Annotated in this window: 12 protein-coding genes; all 12 read right to left on the bottom strand. The window is 55.5% G+C overall.

Features of this window, described 5'->3' with window-relative positions; translation table 11 throughout:
• Position 1: 1 nt before the first annotated feature.
• Complete coding sequence (locus RSE14_RS01675; protein ID WP_324075520.1) at positions 2-724, bottom strand: hypothetical protein; 723 nt, start codon at positions 722-724, stop codon at positions 2-4.
• Positions 714-3,728: a protein DpdH gene (gene dpdH / locus RSE14_RS01670; RefSeq protein ID WP_324075519.1), complete on the bottom strand. Its 3,015-nt coding sequence runs from the start codon at positions 3,726-3,728 to the stop codon at positions 714-716. Before dpdH ends, RSE14_RS01675 begins: the two co-directional genes overlap by 11 nt.
• Positions 3,725-4,600, bottom strand: coding sequence for a protein DpdG (dpdG, locus tag RSE14_RS01665; RefSeq protein ID WP_324075518.1), 876 nt, complete (start codon positions 4,598-4,600; stop codon positions 3,725-3,727). Before dpdG ends, dpdH begins: the two co-directional genes overlap by 4 nt.
• A complete protein-coding gene (gene dpdF, locus RSE14_RS01660) occupies positions 4,597-7,107 on the bottom strand; it encodes a protein DpdF (protein WP_324075517.1) in 2,511 nt (836 codons plus the stop codon). Before dpdF ends, dpdG begins: the two co-directional genes overlap by 4 nt.
• Positions 7,104-10,214: a protein DpdE gene (gene dpdE, locus RSE14_RS01655; protein WP_324075516.1), complete on the bottom strand. Its 3,111-nt coding sequence runs from the start codon at positions 10,212-10,214 to the stop codon at positions 7,104-7,106. Before dpdE ends, dpdF begins: the two co-directional genes overlap by 4 nt.
• Positions 10,215-10,500: 286 nt before the next feature.
• Positions 10,501-11,211: a 7-cyano-7-deazaguanine synthase QueC gene (gene queC / locus RSE14_RS01650; RefSeq protein ID WP_324075515.1), complete on the bottom strand. Its 711-nt coding sequence runs from the start codon at positions 11,209-11,211 to the stop codon at positions 10,501-10,503.
• Complete coding sequence (locus RSE14_RS01645) at positions 11,208-11,582, bottom strand: 6-carboxytetrahydropterin synthase (RefSeq protein WP_324075514.1); 375 nt, start codon at positions 11,580-11,582, stop codon at positions 11,208-11,210. The genes queC and RSE14_RS01645 overlap by 4 nt, the downstream gene beginning before the upstream one ends.
• Positions 11,582-12,214: a 7-carboxy-7-deazaguanine synthase gene (gene queE / locus RSE14_RS01640; protein ID WP_324075513.1), complete on the bottom strand. Its 633-nt coding sequence runs from the start codon at positions 12,212-12,214 to the stop codon at positions 11,582-11,584. Before queE ends, RSE14_RS01645 begins: the two co-directional genes overlap by 1 nt.
• Before the next feature lie 3 nt (positions 12,215-12,217).
• Positions 12,218-13,318, bottom strand: a complete 1,101-nt coding sequence (gene dbpB, locus RSE14_RS01635; RefSeq protein ID WP_324075512.1) for a DGQHR domain-containing protein DpdB — start codon at positions 13,316-13,318, stop codon at positions 12,218-12,220.
• Positions 13,305-14,594, bottom strand: coding sequence for a tRNA-guanine transglycosylase DpdA (gene dpdA / locus RSE14_RS01630; protein ID WP_324075511.1), 1,290 nt, complete (start codon positions 14,592-14,594; stop codon positions 13,305-13,307). Before dpdA ends, dbpB (RSE14_RS01635) begins: the two co-directional genes overlap by 14 nt.
• Complete coding sequence (gene dbpB / locus RSE14_RS01625) at positions 14,591-15,712, bottom strand: DGQHR domain-containing protein DpdB (RefSeq protein ID WP_324075510.1); 1,122 nt, start codon at positions 15,710-15,712, stop codon at positions 14,591-14,593. Before dbpB (RSE14_RS01625) ends, dpdA begins: the two co-directional genes overlap by 4 nt.
• Positions 15,709-16,635 (bottom strand): hypothetical protein, encoded by a 927-nt coding sequence (locus RSE14_RS01620; protein ID WP_324075509.1) that lies wholly within the window; start codon positions 16,633-16,635, stop codon positions 15,709-15,711. The genes dbpB (RSE14_RS01625) and RSE14_RS01620 overlap by 4 nt, the downstream gene beginning before the upstream one ends.
• Between the last annotated feature and the right edge of the window lie 70 nt (positions 16,636-16,705).

Below are 16,705 nucleotides of genomic sequence, written 5' to 3'. Positions count from 1 at the left end.
GTCAAACAGCGTGTCGGGGTTTGATACGGAATGCGCTATCGAGACCTCGAGATTTAAGCCAATCAATCACGTCGGACGTCAGCAATCGGAGTTCAGCGCCCTCACCCATCGAGGCGCGCAAAAAGAGGACGACACTCTCAGGCAGTTCGCCGCCCGTCAACTGTCGCCATGCCTCCCGCTGCTCACTGGCTAATTCAGAGAGACGCTGATTAGCATTCGTAACATCTTCCGGAAGGGAACTTGCCAGAATTTCGATCTGCTCTTGGCACCTTTGAACTTTAGCAACGATTGGTCGATAATCAGGCACCGCTCGAAGTGCATTCAGAATTTCCGAAGACACCCGTTCACGCCGCCCAGCGATGTGCTCCTGCCAGGCCTTCAGTGCAGATTTTTTTGCGCTTTCCGCCAAGCCACCGAGCGGGGTCGCGTATTCAAAGCGCAAGTCAAAGCCCGGATTATCTACAAATGCTGGATCAAGGGCAAAACCTTGCAACAATTGCTCAGTTCGGGCTCGGGTTTGATCCGTGCGCGCCAAAGTGAATGCAACGGGTACCCCCGCAGCTTTCAAAGACTTAATACCAAAAACAGCCTTCTCGAGGCCGCTTGCCAATTTCTGTAATTGGCTGGCACGGGTCTCAAAAGTCTGGGCGTGTTGCGCCTGCTCTCTCAGTTTCTGATATTGCGTGATCCGCGACGAGAGGGCTTTCGCCTCTTCAAGCAACATTAGCAGTCTCCAGAAAATCCAGATCATCCGAGATAGACTGTAGAGCGGTTTTGATGGTTTCTTGGCTCTGCGCTAACGCCGCGTACTTGGCACCGTCCTCCTGTTCGCGGAGCGAAAGGCTTCTATCAACATCAGCAAGGAAGGTCTGTAGCCTACGGCCAAGTTCACGCCCAGCGCCCACTGCCCCCTCACGCGCCCGAGCATATGCTGGCAGACTCGCAACCGGATCAATTTCAGCACGCAGTTCACGTGCGCCGAAGATCGCATCGTCAAACTGGCGACCAGCAAAATTGTCGAGTGCTGCCTGAAGAAGCGTGGACGCATTTCCGCCAAAACCACTTGCACTAACCGTTTCGCGGACAGACCTTACACATTCAACGATGGCAGCACGCTTAGGTTCGGGACCAAACATTTCCTCCATCTCTTCGAGCCACGCAAGGCGAGCTGCGCGCTCGGCAGCCGCACTATCAGCGAGGGCATCAGCAACGACTGAATAGAGCCTCGCGACTTCGAACGGATCCCCACGCCCTTCACGCGGAGGTGTCTGGACTAAGCGCCAGCCGGAAGCCTTGAGCCCGCGAAGGACTCGACGTGGAAGTCGCGGGTCAATTAGCGCGCCCACCTGACCACCCTTAGTTGCCGAGACATGAGCACGAACAAAATCCGCAAGCATTTGACGTTGGCGAGCAATTCTCGCGAAAAGGCCCCGCATCTCATTCGTTTCCGCGGCCGTATCCTCCCAGACCCGCAAGCAGGCGTCGAGGAGGTCAGTAATCGTCCAATCCGAACGCAACTGCCCGGCTAGCGCTGCCCCAACTGCAAGAAGTTCAAGAGCGGCACCGACCGCATTCCAATCTGTTGACGCAGGCGCAAAGGCGAGAAGGTCGGCCTCGACCCGAGCTGTCCATTCAGAGAGGCAATCAAGAAAGGCTGCGAGCATCTCGCCACCACGCTCAAAAGACCAATCAAAAGTGTCACCGGCTAGGATTAATCCCTGAAGCGCAAGGGCTGTTTTTTGAACTTCCGCGTCGGTTGCGTCTTTGCGTGGTACGTGAAGATCAATTTGTGTCTGAACGCCCGCTGTGCTCTGTCGAAGTATCTTAATGCTGTTGTTTCTGAATGGTCTGTTGGTCGCTGCTGCCGCATAGGAGGCGCGCTCGAGCCCCAACCTGTCCCAATCGACCGCCTCAACCACGGCACGAAAAATGCGCTCGCGCAATTCTTGCGAGAGGGCCTGGGAGAGGTTTCTACCTTCAGTCCAAGCATGCAGTTCTATAATGCGTGGGTCTGTTGCCGGTCCAACAGGTGTCGGACCCGGAGGGAGGGGATCTGGCGTAGGTGGCGTATCCACTTCGCCAAGTAGAGGCAGATTGAAAGAGCGGCGAATTCCCTCTTCAAGGTTCACGGTCTTGCCAGAACCGTCGTAGAGTTCGATAGCCGTTATCAAGCGATCACCAGCGGCCGGTGCTTGACGGCGTATCGCGCTTTGGTCGAGCACGCTTAGGCGCTTGCCCCCACCCAGTTCATCGAGCAATTCGGCAGGTGGGAAGGCTCCTTCGGACACCGTAAGACCGTGATCTGCAAGGACGCGCGCGAGCACGTCCTTCTGCAAGATGCGAGGATTAAATTCTTGCCCTAGCCGCGGATCCGTTCGTTCGGCCATGTTCCATAATGCTGTCTCCGTGAACGGATAAAGACCTACACCTTCGTGAGCCCCGAAACTGTTATGGCACTCACTACGCAGATCGCAGCGAGTACAAGCATTAGGCACTGGAACGTCGGTTGCATGCGAGCCCCAGTTCTGGATCGGATCAATACCAACCCTGATCGCATTCAAATAACGCGCAGCAAAGCCAGCAAGCGTATCCCGGGTCATTCCCCCCGTTCCACCCCCACTGGATTTGTCCATATCGATGAACCAGGTCATCCTAGTGTAGACAGTCTCGGCAATTGTCTCAAAAAAACCAGTCGTAACCGCCATAGCCCAGCGCAGCTTGCACAAATCTTCGCTGCCTTGATCAAGCAACGATTGTAAGAGCGCTCGGTCGATACCCTGAAGTCGGGCGAAATCCTCAATTAGGAGAACAAGTTCACGATCCTGACGGCGAAGATGACGCCGCAGCGAGGTCATCAGCCCAATTAGCCTGTCTCCGGAAAAGCTAAGTGTTCGACTGATCGCCAAGTCGAGGCTGCGGTTCAATATTTCGACAGCCTTTGGAAGACCGCCATCAAGACGAATTAAGCTCATCGCGTTCCGCGCGAGTTGAGCCGCGGCGAGATAATCTCCGCCTCCGAGCGGCAGATCTCCATCTACAAAAATTCGTCTATCTTCAGCGGGCTTATATTCTTCAGGTGCCGCGAATACATGATCAACGATATCGGCAATGATCGTCTTTTCTTTTAGAAAATGCGTCTGCCGCATATGCGGATCATAGAGGATGTGCGGTAATTGATCGATTAGCTCAACCTCGAGTTCATCCTCAGGGTCGCTAGGGGCAAGACCACGCACCGCTTCCGCAAGCTCGTTAAGAAGCCGCCCCTTCTGCCCGTCGCGCGTCATGGTAGCATCGCCTGCACGACTGAGTGCATCCCGGAATGGCTGCTGCTCCGCTGGATCCAACCGAGAGACGATAAGTTCAATTATCGATCGAAGGCTGGTGCCGGCCTTTGGAACGACAAGCACCATGCGTTCAGAAGTTTCCGGGATGTTAAGGCGCATCCAGTGAATGAAGTGCGACTTACCAGATCCGCTTCGGCCAAGCGCGGCAGCTTGCACATGCGGTCGTTCGGGCTGCAGGAATTGCTCGAGAAACTCGCGAGGTGACAGCGAACGGAACGAGGTTGTCGACAACTCTTGAAAAGCAGTGCCCTTTGGAGGGGCCACCTTCAAGGACCAGTCACTATGAACTGCCCGAAAGACTGCGTCTGGGACTGCCTCGGCTTCAGGATTGATAATTTCGCGAACCCTAGCAGGCTCCCAGCAAAGATGGTTCTGCATTATCATAGGCCCTTCGATGCAACATGGCTGAAGCGGCGATCGCTCGTGCCGAGATCGAGTATTCCCACCTCGGCATCGGAACTTTGTTGAAGTTCGATGCGGCCGCATGATTCGAGCCTAAGCAGGGCGAGGCTCGTCGAGCGAGAAAGACGTTGCGGATTGGACCGAACGATTTCACCTTTTGCACGCTGCTCGACACGGGCACGGACGGTACCGTCCTCAAGAACTGGACATAGCTCAGCCAATCGCTTGCGGAATTCGTTGGCCCGCAAAGAAGTCGCATTACCAAAAACAACAGGTAGGAGGCGGGCGATGGCGTCATGCGGATCAGGTACAATAAAAACCTGCCCAGCTCCGACCATTCGAGCGAAGCCAAGGTGTCGCGTCCAATAGGCGAGCGTCTGCAGCCTGCTCGCATTGCCAAGATCGAAATTCTCGTCGCCATCCAACTGTCGATTAATGGTTGGCAGTGGATTTTCGCTCCACGGTATTGGCCTCAGCGGGTCCTGCATCAGCAACCAGGCAATCGCTGGGGCAACTTTGGCCTGGTTAGCTTCATCGGCAAGGACATCGTCACACAAAACACGAATAACGTGGGCCAGAAATGCATCTTCCTCGGTTTGCTTGGGCGCAGGTCGAGCCGTCACTGGCACTACGAGATTGTCCCCATCCTCAATTACCAGGCCAATAGCCCGAGCCTCACGCAGACTGTTATCGAATACTGCCGTGCTCTGATTATCGCGCCCGCCCCGCAAACTAGGGGGCACCATCTGAGATTTCAGTCGCTCGCGAGTTTCACCTGCGTTGCGGCCGAGAAGAGTACCGTAAATGGCCAGTAACCGGTTGGGCACCGCTTCAGCGACGCTAACAATGCTCATGCCGTCAATCTCCCACAAAGTTGCGTGAAACTAAGTTGGGGCCCGTCGAAAATCTCTGTTAAGGCCAGGTCCGGTTTATCAGGCGCAACGAAACCCGGCGGCAGAATGAAGATCCGCTCGTCTCCCGGAGCACGGTGTTTAAAATTCGCCTTCCTCAACGGCACGCCGCGGCCAATCACAACTAGTTCGGGCCCTGGTGGCAGGCCGGTCGCCAGTAGTGTCTCTGAACGCCCAACAAAGAATGCGCGACGCTGTATCTTCGCAAAGGCCCGAGACTCATCAATCCCGGTGTCGCCAATCAAAGCTAACTTGCTCATACCCTGCCGAGCAAGCGCATCTAGCAGATCTGAGAACCTACGATGCCAACGGCCTTCACGGAGTTCAGGGTCATCGCTGACTAGAAGACGTCCACCACCGCCAATGAGCGCAGCAAGTCTTGGCTGCAGTGGCTGTCCAGGCCAAGGTGAGAAGGGCTCTCGAGGAGTTGGTTGAATACCCCTGCGTGAGGGTTCAGCACGGCACAAACTGCAGCGACTGCATGACGGAGCGATCTTTTCAGCACCATAAAGTGCCTCAAAAATTCGAGCCGGACATTCAACCGAGCGAAGAAACCGCTGCATAAGGCCAAAATTGCGCTGACTCGCCGCAGCAATGCCGTCACGAACCGATGTTACACGGCTGGACCAGCAGGCCAGACGAAGGTGACCATCGTCGAGGACGCGGATCGTAAGGCGTGCTGGCCCGGTCTCCGCAGTGCGCGCCTGGCGTCCGACCAACTCAATAATGCCCGCGCGCGCCATCAATGTAAGCGTTCGAACATTCCAGTCGATGTTTCGATCACCGCTCATGTCAATGTCGTCTTCTGAAGCGCTCGGCCGCGCGTCGACATCTACAGCGATCAAACCGTCCCCTAATGTTACAGCGCTTTCAAACATGGCCGTCCAGCGGACCATTCCACGATCAACGCTGATAACCTTTTGTTCGCCTAGGCGCTGTGCTGGACCAAAATCATCATTTGCCGGCATCGCGATGGAAAGTGACGCGCGGCCGTCGCGACCAGCGCGACCAACCTCCTGATAAAACCGGTCAAGCGTTTCTGGAACACACGCATGCAGGATAGAACGGGCGTGCTGATAATCGATGCCAAGACCAAACGCAGAGGTACCGATAACCAAATCTAGTGCGCCATCACGCCAGAGCTTTAAGATTTCTTCTCGCGCATCGGCGCTTGTGCTTCCGTGAAGCATGCGAACGCGAAGATAACCGGCCTGGCGGACCACACGCAGCCAAGCCTCTGCATGCTTCACCTCCGTAACATAGAGAATTGCCGGTCGCGGAACATGAGCGAGCGCCTCCAGGACCCGATTTTCTCGCTCCGCTGCAGCACACGGTTTTGCAATCCAGTAATCCGGTTCAGGACGAAGATTGACCGCGGACAGCGACCGTATAGGACCGCCATCCCCAAACAGAGCTTCTAACGTTCCAAGCGAGCTCTCGGTAAGCGTTGCTGACAGCAACAGGGTCCGTAAGCGCGAATTCGCAGATGCAGCGGCTAGGAGTTCACGGCGCAATCCGCTTAATTCCTGAAATTCTGTTCGGAAGCCCGTCCCCCATTGGTCAACAAGATGAGCTTCATCGACAATTAATGCGTGCAAATTACCGACTTCTGCAGCGGCGATCAGTGCTGACCTGAGAGGTCCACAGGCTGCCTCAGGAGAAGCGAAGCACAGGCCTTGTGAACCCTCGCGAATGCGATCGACAAGCAACACATTGCTTTCTGCGCCACTCCGATAGGCAAGCGGCAGACGATGACCGACGATCTTTATTGAAGAAGCCTCGTGATCGAGCGCCAGAGCAACAGTTGGAACAATTACCAAGGTCGTGCCGGGGACGCCGCCGCGCGCTGGATCGCCAGCAAAGCCAACAGCCTGAACAAGTTGAAATAATAAGCTCTTGCCTTCCCCTGTCGCAAGCGCGACAGCTAATGTGCCCCCTGGTGGAGTGCTCAGTGCTGCACGGGCAGCAGCCCTTTGGCCGAGACTCCGGTAACTCGGCCGTTCAACAGCGGAGAGAAACGGGTCACCGGTGACGCCACTTCCCTCACCAAAGCGACAGGGGAGTTCTGAGGCAGCACGCGCCTCCACGCTCTCGTCCGGTTTCCCCAGCCAGGGTGGTGACCAGGTTTCAAGACTAACGCGGTTTCCACCCTGAATGGGCCGAGATCGTAAACTTGACGCCGTCCAATCTGCACCTGCAAATGCCGGGTGCCTGATTATTGGCTCCGGACCAGTTCCACCATCGCCACGACGGAACTTTTCGTACCAAAGAGCCTGCCTTAAAAGCACCACTAAATCTTTTACAGAAGCTCGAAGCGACGGTTCAATCAGCGCCTTTCGAAGGCGTTCAAAGGCTGGATCGGCCGCGGTCCAATCATTATCGTCTCGTTCCGCATCACTGAGCATATTTGCTAGTGCCTGGTAAGCAGACGCCCCTTCGAGTTGGCTCATGCTTTGAGCCCCGAAACGATAAAGAACCCGATTGCGTCAAGCCGCACAGAAGGCGAGGAAACAGCGTCTAAAACGGCTTGTGCGGCCGCTATTTCACCATCAATTGTTTCGCCAGCAGCAGCACGCCGTTCTAGACGCGCGCGCCGCCGTTCAAGGTCCGCTCTTGCAAGAGTCTCTGCCTGGCTTGTCTGATCCCTAAAATCGTCACTCTCACAAAAGGCAGAAAGGGCCTTTTCTCGCACTGACCTGCAGATTTGCGAAAACTGACCCGGATCAATAATGCTCGAGAAGAGTTCTGGTCGACTGCCGAGGTTAACATCTAACCACCGTTGCCCCGGCGCACGCTCATTAGAATAGGGCAAATTCAAAATGGCGTTAAGTGGCCCTTGGGCAACCGGTTCGCCGGAGGCCTCTATGTGTAGAGTAATGTATTTTGGGGGAAGATAGTGCTGTGCGCGCCTAGCAATTGCCAATTTCCGCGGATCAGGACGCAGGAGATTATCCTCAGGAACATTGGGCTCCACGCTAAGGCAGACCCGAAAACCCATCCAAGCTTCACCAGTCCAATCAGCATGCTTACGCCAAGTCGCGAAGGCAGAGCCTCTATCGTCCCAGTGGGTAAAACGTTCCAGAACGTCGACTAGCGGCATGCCTGGCCGAAGCAACGCTACATTACTCTGACGCATCGCGATGCGTCGACGCCATGTAAGCGGCTCATCTTCGAAGAACTCAAATGTTTCACGCCAAGGCAGTTTGGGGATCAGCGTTGTCTGCGCTGTTCGCCAAAAAAAAGGATCTCGGACGTCTTCAGCGCATGGTCGTTTGCGTAAAAGTAGCGTCTTGACTGCCCAGGTCTCAACAGCAGCTTCGATCCCTTCTTCTTCGGCTTCGGCATCATTGATTGCATCAATTAGTAATTCCGCCGGTTCTTCAGCAAGAGCAATACGATCCAGCGCCGACTGCTCGTGTTGAGCACTGCGTTCAGCGGTGATGCGGGCGAATACCTCCGGGATCAGCTCTTCAACGGCCGCAGCACCTTCATGCAAAAATGCCCGAGCGATCTGAGTTTCGATCTCCTCAAGAAGGAACTGAACATCACTGATAGAGCCGTGGTAGATCATCATACCTTCGGCCAACAGTCGCTGCCACGCTGCCCAGGGACTGGCGTCTTCATCGGAAGGAAGCAGAACGCGGTGTCTAATGGCGTCCTTGGTGCGGCCGAACCGATCGAGACGCCCAATCCTTTGCTCAACACGCGCCGCCGAAAACGGAAGATCAAGATGCACGATTGCGTCAGCAAAGCTGAGGTTCAGTCCCTCCTCGGCAGCGCGATCAAGAATGAGAACGGATGCCCCCCCCTGTGCAGCAAAGCGCCCAAGTACGGCTTCGGCGTGCCCTTGATCCCCACCGGCTACCAACAGTGCCGCATCCGGGACAAGGGCGGCCAGACTGCTTGCCCGTTCGGACGATGAGGAGAAAACTACGATCTTCGGTGCTGCAGATCCGCGAGCTAGGTTGTCGTTTAAGCGGTGGATGCTCTGTGCGATAAGGTCCAGGCTATCAGCATCGCACCCCCCGTTGCTTGTTAACCGGATTAAGTCTGCACGAATTTCTTCCTCGCCCGGAAATTCTACCTCAGATTTGAGCACAGCGTTAAATTGAGCACAACTGACCCCGGCAGCTTCCAACAAGCTGATGTAACGAGCAGAGATTCTTGCCTCGTCTATTACACCTCGACCGACCGCCGCTAATGCAGCAGAGCGCCAATCTTCTAACCCGCTGATAAGATCTGCCATCACAGGGTGATCAATGATCTCTTCGCGGACATGAGACATAGGCGGCAACTCGCCTTCCTCGAAGGATGGGCCACGGGGACGGAACTCCCAACCTGCAGCGTCGGCGCGACGAGAACGGATAAGTCTCTGGTGAATACGATAGCTATCTGCAACATGATTGCGTAGCGCAGTGGCGAACCGCGACGTTTCAGGCATTTTGGCCTTGCTTGCCTCGATCAATTTCCCAGCAAGACCCTGAACGACCGCATCATCCGGGAACAGGCTTATCAGCTCCGCTGCACGCTGGCGTAGCACTAGACCTGAACCCTCAGGATCCAGACTAAGCAGTAACCGACCAAGATCTTGTCGCTGTTCGAGTTTCGCTCGGAATCCTTCGATGTCATTCAGTGGATGCGCGACCGGATCTAGCAGGTTCAGAAGTGCTAGGAACTTGACTTCGTCGCCAAGAGCGGGCGTCGCTGACAGTAGGAGCAGCGAGCCCACTCGTTTGCTTAGATCGATAAGGTGCGCTTCAGCGCCCTGTAATTCTCCACGACTGCCTCCCACCAGGTGATGTACTTCGTCTACTACAAGCAAATCTGGTGTTCGGTGAACACGGGTCAGGTCTTCATGAGCGCACACTTCGAAGCGCCCATCAAATTGAGAAAGCCGCAACTTGCCGCTGAGTTCGACCTGCCACTGGGCAACAAGATGACGCGGAACAGACACCAAAACCTCGGTGTCCGGATCATCAATTAGTCGCTGCCGGATGACTAATCCTGCCTCTATAGTCTTACCTAACCCCACTTCATCCGCAAGCAGATAACGCTGAACCGGATCCGACAAGACTCTTCGCACGGCGGCAACTTGATGCGGCACGAGTTCGATGCCGGCCGACACCAAAGCTGTCATTCCCTGCGCCGCACTGCGTAGATCGATTAGCGCTTTTCGCGCAGGCAATCTGGCGTCATGGAGGAACTGGCTTTCACCTCCCCCGGCAGCTAGCACTTCGGCCGGATCATCAGGCGCATGCCAAGGCCTTAGAAACAAATTAGCTTCGTTAAAGTCTTTAACCACCCCGTTTGGGAAGCGCACCTCGTAAGTCACAAGGCCATCGTTTCCGGTCAAAAAGTCAGAAATACGTCCAACCCGGTGCACGCCGTTATCCAGCACGTAAACACGAGTTTGCGGGCTAAGATAGGCTCTAGAAAGTGATTTTATTGGGTGAGAAACAGTCTCGGTGCGAACAATCGAGTAAAAAACGGAAACGTCACATACATCTCCATCGACAGCCTCTAACTTTCCGACACCTCTGCCTTCAGGCAGTGCCAATAACATGCCCCTTATCAGCACATACCCCCCTCGAGTAATTTGCCTCCGCTGGCCTCGCTAACCCCTCGCGAGTTAGTAACTTTGCAGCACATTCTCAATACGTTTGCGAACTATTATTTCTCAATTCAGCAGGGCGCTGCCAACTGAAAACGACCCAATCTAGCCGGAATCAGACCGCCCGAACGCAGTCTGCCGGCATATCAGGGTACGCACAAGGGTGCTGGGTAAATCTAGCAAACGAAGGTGCCCCGCTTTGGCACCTTTCATGAGGGTGGCAAAGCGTCCATCAAGTTCGAGAAACTGCCACGAACTTCCGATAGCCGGTCAACCGGAGGTCACATGCTGGACAATGGCCGCAGCCAAAGCCCCAATCATGCTCTTGATCGCGCACACCCAAGTAGCAGGTGTGGGTCGATGTCCTGATCAAATCAACCAGTTGCCCACCGCCAAGATCAGCGGCCATTTGCCAAGTGCTAGCCTTGTCGATCCACATCAACGGGGTATCGACGACGCAGTTTGACCCCATTCCAAGGTTGAGGGTCACTTGAAGCGACTTGAGGGTGTCATCCCGGCAATCAGGATACCCAGAGAAATCCGTTTCACACATCCCGCCCACTAGGTGACGTAACTGACGCCGGTATGCGACCGCGGCGGCAAGCGTGAAAAAGAGGAGATTGCGTCCGGGTACAAACGTGTTGGGCAAACCATCTTCTCGGAGGGCAATCTCGGCCTCCTGTGTCAGGCTGGTCTCACTGATTTTGCCCAAAACGGATAGGTCAAGCTTGTGATCTGGGCCCAAGCGAGCCTTCCATTCTGGCTTGATCTCAACGACTTTTGCGAGGAACTCTTCCCGGCATTCGAGTTCGACCTTGTGCCGCTGTCCGTAGTCGAAGGCCACTGTCTCTACCGCACTGAAGCGCTCAAGAGCCCAAGCGAGACACGTCGCAGAATCTTGTCCGCCCGAAAACAGGACCAGAGCCTTCTCGCCAGAGTTCATCCCTGACCACCCTCACCCCAATAGCTGCATGCATCGCCATTGCTGGAGCGAGACACGCTGACCTTCCACAAAGCTGGAAGCCCAGGCTCTAACTTGACCCAAATCCAACGGCAGAGGTTTTCCATAGTCGCGGGACCCAGGTCATTAATTTCATCCAGAAACCGATGATCCAGTGCATCGCGTACGGCCTCAAGCTCTCGCTCAAGATTGCCAACATCCATGATCATACCCGTTGCTGGGTCTGGGTGGCCGCGAAGTGTGACCTCAGCACGATAGCTATGGCCATGGATCCGCAGGCTCGACTCGGTCTCAATTTTGCGATGCAAAGTGTGGGCTGCATCAAAAAGGAATTGTTTGCTGAGCTCGTACATCACCGGATCCCGACAGTCTTATGCGTTTGAAGCGAAAGCCTCCAACGCGGATTATTCATGCAGTAATTGATCGCCTTTTCAGTATGGGCTGCTGATTCATCGCAATCCATCGGCTGCAGATAGAAATGATCAAACGCTAAATTCTCATATTGGCTCGGCAGTGCATTGTCCTGGGGATAAACCAGCTTGAGTTCGTTACCCGAAGTCAGGACAAGATCCGTCCCCGCCTTGGGGCTTACGCATATCCAATCCAGCCCCTCTGGGGCAGGCTGGGTGCCATTAGTCTCAACACCGATCTCGAAGCCCAGAGCATGCAGCGCGTCGACCAATGGCCCATCGACCTGAAGCAAAGGTTCGCCGCCGGTCAGCACCACATACCGTCGCTCTCCTGGGCCGCCCCATTCCGCCTCAATTGCCTTTGCCAAAGTTTCTGGATCGGCGAAACGGCCGCCTCCTGTTCCATCCACACCCACAAAATCCGTGTCGCAGAACCGGCATTGCGCCGATGCGCGGTCCTGCTCTCGACCAGACCAAAGATTGCACCCGGCAAAGCGGCAGAACACCGCCGCCCGGCCAGTGTGGGCGCCCTCACCTTGAAGGGTCTTGAAGATCTCTTTAACGGCGTAGCTCATCGGCTAAACTTCCGCCGTTTCAAAAAGTGGCGCTGGGGCAGCCTGGCGCTTTTGGCGCAGGTCAGCCTTGATCAGGCCAACAAGGTAATGCTTCAGGAGAGCAACGTCGCGGTTTACATTCTGAAGTGAATTCCACCGACGCACCTCACCTCCGAGCTCCCACTCACCCTCGGTCCAAGCTGCCTTATCTCTCAAACATGCCAGGCCCTCGACGAATTCCTCAACGGTTCGGGCATCAGCCCTCGCCGCCAGCACTTCCATCACATCGCCCAAAGCTTGAATGCCGGCCCCGTGAACCAAGCGCGAAGTGGTAGGCTTGTGCCCGTACCAAGCGTCTGGAAACACGCGTTTGACAGCCTCGAAGAAATTGGAAATCAATCGAAGGCACTCATCCTCGCCCTTTGCGTGACGTATGAGATCGCGCATCACCCCATTAGCCAGAGATTCCATGATGATCTTTTGCATCACGGTGTCGGCGATGATCCCCTCGGGGCAGGTGTGCTGCCTAATGTAACCCTTCAGAGCAGTGTTCTCGAAGTTCAGACGAGCAGTCAGATCAGCCGCAGTGGATCGGCGGCTAAGCCGCGCAGGGAGATCATCAACGGTCGGCAACAGTTCATAAATCAGAGATTTAGGGAGCGGCTTGGTGTTGTTTATCAGCACGAATTGACGCCGAAGCTCCGCCTCATCCTGGCAGATCAAAACCGACACAAACACCTGGAAGTCACGCTCTACCGCGGAGAGTGCCGTTAAACGCTGCTGGCCATCCACTACCAAACCAGGAGGGCCATCGCTCAAATCGATCGTCAGCTGCGCGGACCCATTACCCAGATCTTTGACACCGACCTTCTCGGTGAAGGCAACCACAATGGGGTTCGGCAAAACCGAGTTGGGCTTCTCGAGATAATCCTGAATTTCTCGGATATGCGCCGCCACTTGCGGCCGCTGGAACCCGCTGAGCACCCCTTGGGCGTCTCGCCCAATTCGATCGATGGTGGCGAAGCGCAGAATGTCCGATGCCTTTGCCGCGAACACTAGAACCGTATGCTCACTGCTCTGCTGGGCGGTGACCGTTAGGTATTGCATGGTTTCAGATGACGGCACGCTTCAGATCCAATCGTTCAATGTGGTTTTTATAGACTGCGAGGTTGTGAATGCCTCGCCGCTTGTTCCGATTGCTGCCTCGGAAAATGATCACATCCACAGATGCGTGCTCACAGATCGAACACGAGCATTCCTTCCAAGGCTTGGCAGCAAGGGTCTCGCGATAGCGCTCAGCCAATCGGGTCATCCCGACCGATCCGTGGCAATCCTCGTAGGGTTTCTCCTCCGCCAGTGGCGCAGTGTAGACCATCACGTTGTGCAGGGTTTCCTCAAGATCCGCTTCGCCACGATCATATGCACGCAATGCTTTTAAGGCGGCGCCTTCCATCGCGATTAGATCCTCGGCGCGAAGGACCCCCCGCTTGACCGAACGCTGAAGCCTAGGATTTTCAATCGCTTGAGGAACGCGGATGGATGTAAAATAGCGCAAACGGGTGTCCGGCCCCGGCAGATAGTAGTTCTGCTTGGCATCCTTGAACGCCCTTATGAGGGGGGATGTCGTATCGAAACTCGCGATATCGTAGCTATGAAAGCTGTCGATATCGTCCGCCTTTGCAAAGCCTAAAATATGCAGACGCGTTGACGCTGGCACAACCTCACGGATGGCAGCGAGGCATAGCTTGATTTCAGGAGATTTTAGCGGAACCATGCCCCCGAGAGCTAGGTAATCGTATCCCATCCCGACGAGACGCCTGGCCGCCTCCGCCATGCTCCCTGGCGACCACCCCTGCACGACCCCCATTGGGGTAAAAGCCGCACCGATAGACAAAGCCTCGCGCCGAAAATTGTCTGCATTTTCTAAGGTAATCTCGAAGCGGTCTTTCGCATCATTCGACCCACCTTCCATGCCGGCATCGGAGGAATTGAAATCGAAGATAATGTGGTCGACTGAGCAACCGTGTGTGAAGCCACATTCGTCGTAGAACTCGGCGATTTCGGCAGGCGAGTAAGGGGGCTTTGCTTCGCTGGCGTAGGTGAAAGCGCCGCAATCTCCGAAGATATCCAGGTGAGCGAACTGCGGCTTGTCGAGACGCAGAAACTTGCGCACCCCCACCAGTTCAAAGCGCCTCGCTTGGCTCGCAGTGTATTTGCCTTTCACACGATGGTCGCCGACGATGCCCTTAGAAACCAGCACGCCGTCATAAGGAGCGTAACCCAGGATCTCATGAGGGTAGGCGTCATCCCAGTAAGGCTGACGCTCTGCCGCGCTGCGATCAGCGATAAAATCGAAGGCAGGGTCAACGTAGTCCAAACTGTCCGCAAAGATAAATTTCACGCGCCACCCCTCGCCAGGTCTCGCTCCAGGTGCATAAGATGCTCTGTGAGCTTGGAAATGTGCTGGGATGTCGACTGAACTTCATTCCACACAAGGTTGATCTCGTCCCACCGCCCTGCGGTCCAATTACAATAGGGTGCGAGGCGCCTGAGTATCGCAGAAACGGCTGCCGATCGGTCTGACGCGCCGTCGGTTCTCAGCATGATTTGATCCATGAGGGCGCCCATGGCTCGAATGCCAGCACTATGCATCAAGCGGCTATGTGTAGGCGGCTTGCCCCAAGCATCGGGAAACTCATCGCGAACCGCTTTCCAATATAGAACTAGCGCCTCGTACATCCCATTCGCGTCAACACCGTCTCCGCTACGCTTGAACTGCCCCAGGGCTCCCGTGGGCGACTTGAGACTAAGGCGCATAGCCTCAATCAGCGCAGAGTCAGCCACGATCCCAGAACCACTTTTGGCGTTAGACTCGCGCTTAATCAGTCCGAAGAATGGGGACGCCTTGTCCTCGTTGAGCATCTCGCACAATGCGCTCGGCAATTGCCGTGCAGCCAGATCACGGGGCAACAGTACGCTGACTTCAGGGAGGAGTTCATCGATCAACCGTTTAGGAAGCGGCCTAGCTTTGTTGACCAAGATGAACTGCTCACGCTGTGCTTCTACATCATCGGACACGAAACCAATCACAGGGACCGCGATCGACTGGTTCTTAGCCCGAGCCAGCGCTAGTGATCGTTGCTGCCCATCAACAATCCAGGCCGCCCTCTGCCCAGTAGGATGGATTGGAATGGTGAGCGTTCCAGCATCACCCACTTCGCAAATTTTGCCTGGCTTTCGCCCACGTGCCGATGCGAACTCCACCTCGGGTGATAGAGCCAAAATAATCGCATTGGGGAACAGCACCTTACCGCTGTCCAAAAACTCAGTTATCGAATTGACGTGGGCTTTGATTTCGCCCCTCTGGAAGCCTTTGAGCTCTTGCTCGTCTCTTCTCAGTCGGGCGATGTCGGCGATCCGAGTGATGTCGGCTCCATGAATAAAGAAGGCAAAGATCGGGGTCCCATCGCCCTGCTCCGTCCTGACAGCTCGCACTGAAAGTGTCTCTTTAGCCATCATGAAAGCTCCGCACGCACCTGCCGCGCGAGAGCGGCAAACCGCCCTTGCTCACAGGCGACATTTAGCTGGTCGCGAAAAACTCGAAGCAGGGCCGAGGTGCTGCCTCTTGCAGCCTCCCAATGCTCATGCAGAAGCGCAAGGATCTCATCGTCGGATAGTCGCTGACGCTCTACCATTGAGGGAAATGGCCATTCTTCCATAGCCTCGCGGACTGCCTGGCTATGGCGATCAGGCGTGTCGCCTTCGGCGCCAGGTAGGATGTAATCGGAGAAATGCCGAAGTGCCCGCCCAGCGAAGTCGCTTCGCGTACCTTTGATCGGGCTCGCCGGGCCGTCCAAGCGGTCATCGTAAGGCATTACGCATGGCTGCAATCTAACCGGAATTCGGTCCAAGGGGGCTCGGGTGAACACACGCAGCCTGGCTAGGCGCTCATCTGCAAGCGCCATGAGATCCTCAGAAAGCATTCGGATATAGCTGTCCGAAAGCGCGGCAAGTACGAGCCTGTCCTCGGCGCTTGCGACAACCTCTAGGAGGTCTCTGGCAAATGGCGACACTCGCTTGAGATGATCCCACCACTCCATGCTCGAAAAATCACCCAAAACCTTGGGCTCAATACCGTCCTCGGCGCCATCCAAAACGGTGCAAGCATATGAGGGGATCGGTTCGGAGGCATCAACCAGACCAAGCCCTGCGGAAATCACAAAGACATCGGCATCCAGACGCTCCGCGACCGCTTTGGCCTCCTGGAATGACCTGCCTCCATATACCTCCATGACCGGGAAAAGCTGATCGGGCTGCCGAAGGCGGCGCCCCCACTCGTCTGCCACATCCGTCAAATCACCAACTGCAAGCGAAGCGGCGTGCAAACCCTGGGATACAGGCTTACGCTTCCGATTTGTGCAGGTGGTGATAACAATGGTCAAAATTCAGTCTCTTGGTGCGTTGTTTTGTCCGCATTTTTAGTAGCTCAGGTTCGCATGGACTTCCAGATAA

Origin of the sequence: Erythrobacter sp., assembly GCF_035194505.1 — a bacterium.
In the GTDB taxonomy this organism is placed as follows: Bacteria; Pseudomonadota; Alphaproteobacteria; order Sphingomonadales; family Sphingomonadaceae; genus Erythrobacter.
This window is presented reverse-complemented; position numbering and strand designations above follow the sequence as displayed.

Coding starts and splice junctions, on each gene's coding strand:
- RSE14_RS01675 (WP_324075520.1), bottom strand. CDS start 724: ATGTTGCTTGAAGAGGCGAAAGCCCTCTCGTCGCGGATCACGCAATAT.
- dpdH (WP_324075519.1), bottom strand. CDS start 3,728: ATGATAATGCAGAACCATCTTTGCTGGGAGCCTGCTAGGGTTCGCGAA.
- dpdG (WP_324075518.1), bottom strand. CDS start 4,600: ATGAGCATTGTTAGCGTCGCTGAAGCGGTGCCCAACCGGTTACTGGCC.
- dpdF (WP_324075517.1), bottom strand. CDS start 7,107: ATGAGCCAACTCGAAGGGGCGTCTGCTTACCAGGCACTAGCAAATATG.
- queC (WP_324075515.1), bottom strand. CDS start 11,211: ATGAACTCTGGCGAGAAGGCTCTGGTCCTGTTTTCGGGCGGACAAGAT.
- RSE14_RS01645 (WP_324075514.1), bottom strand. CDS start 11,582: ATGTACGAGCTCAGCAAACAATTCCTTTTTGATGCAGCCCACACTTTG.
- queE (WP_324075513.1), bottom strand. CDS start 12,214: ATGAGCTACGCCGTTAAAGAGATCTTCAAGACCCTTCAAGGTGAGGGC.
- dbpB (WP_324075510.1), bottom strand. CDS start 15,712: ATGATGGCTAAAGAGACACTTTCAGTGCGAGCTGTCAGGACGGAGCAG.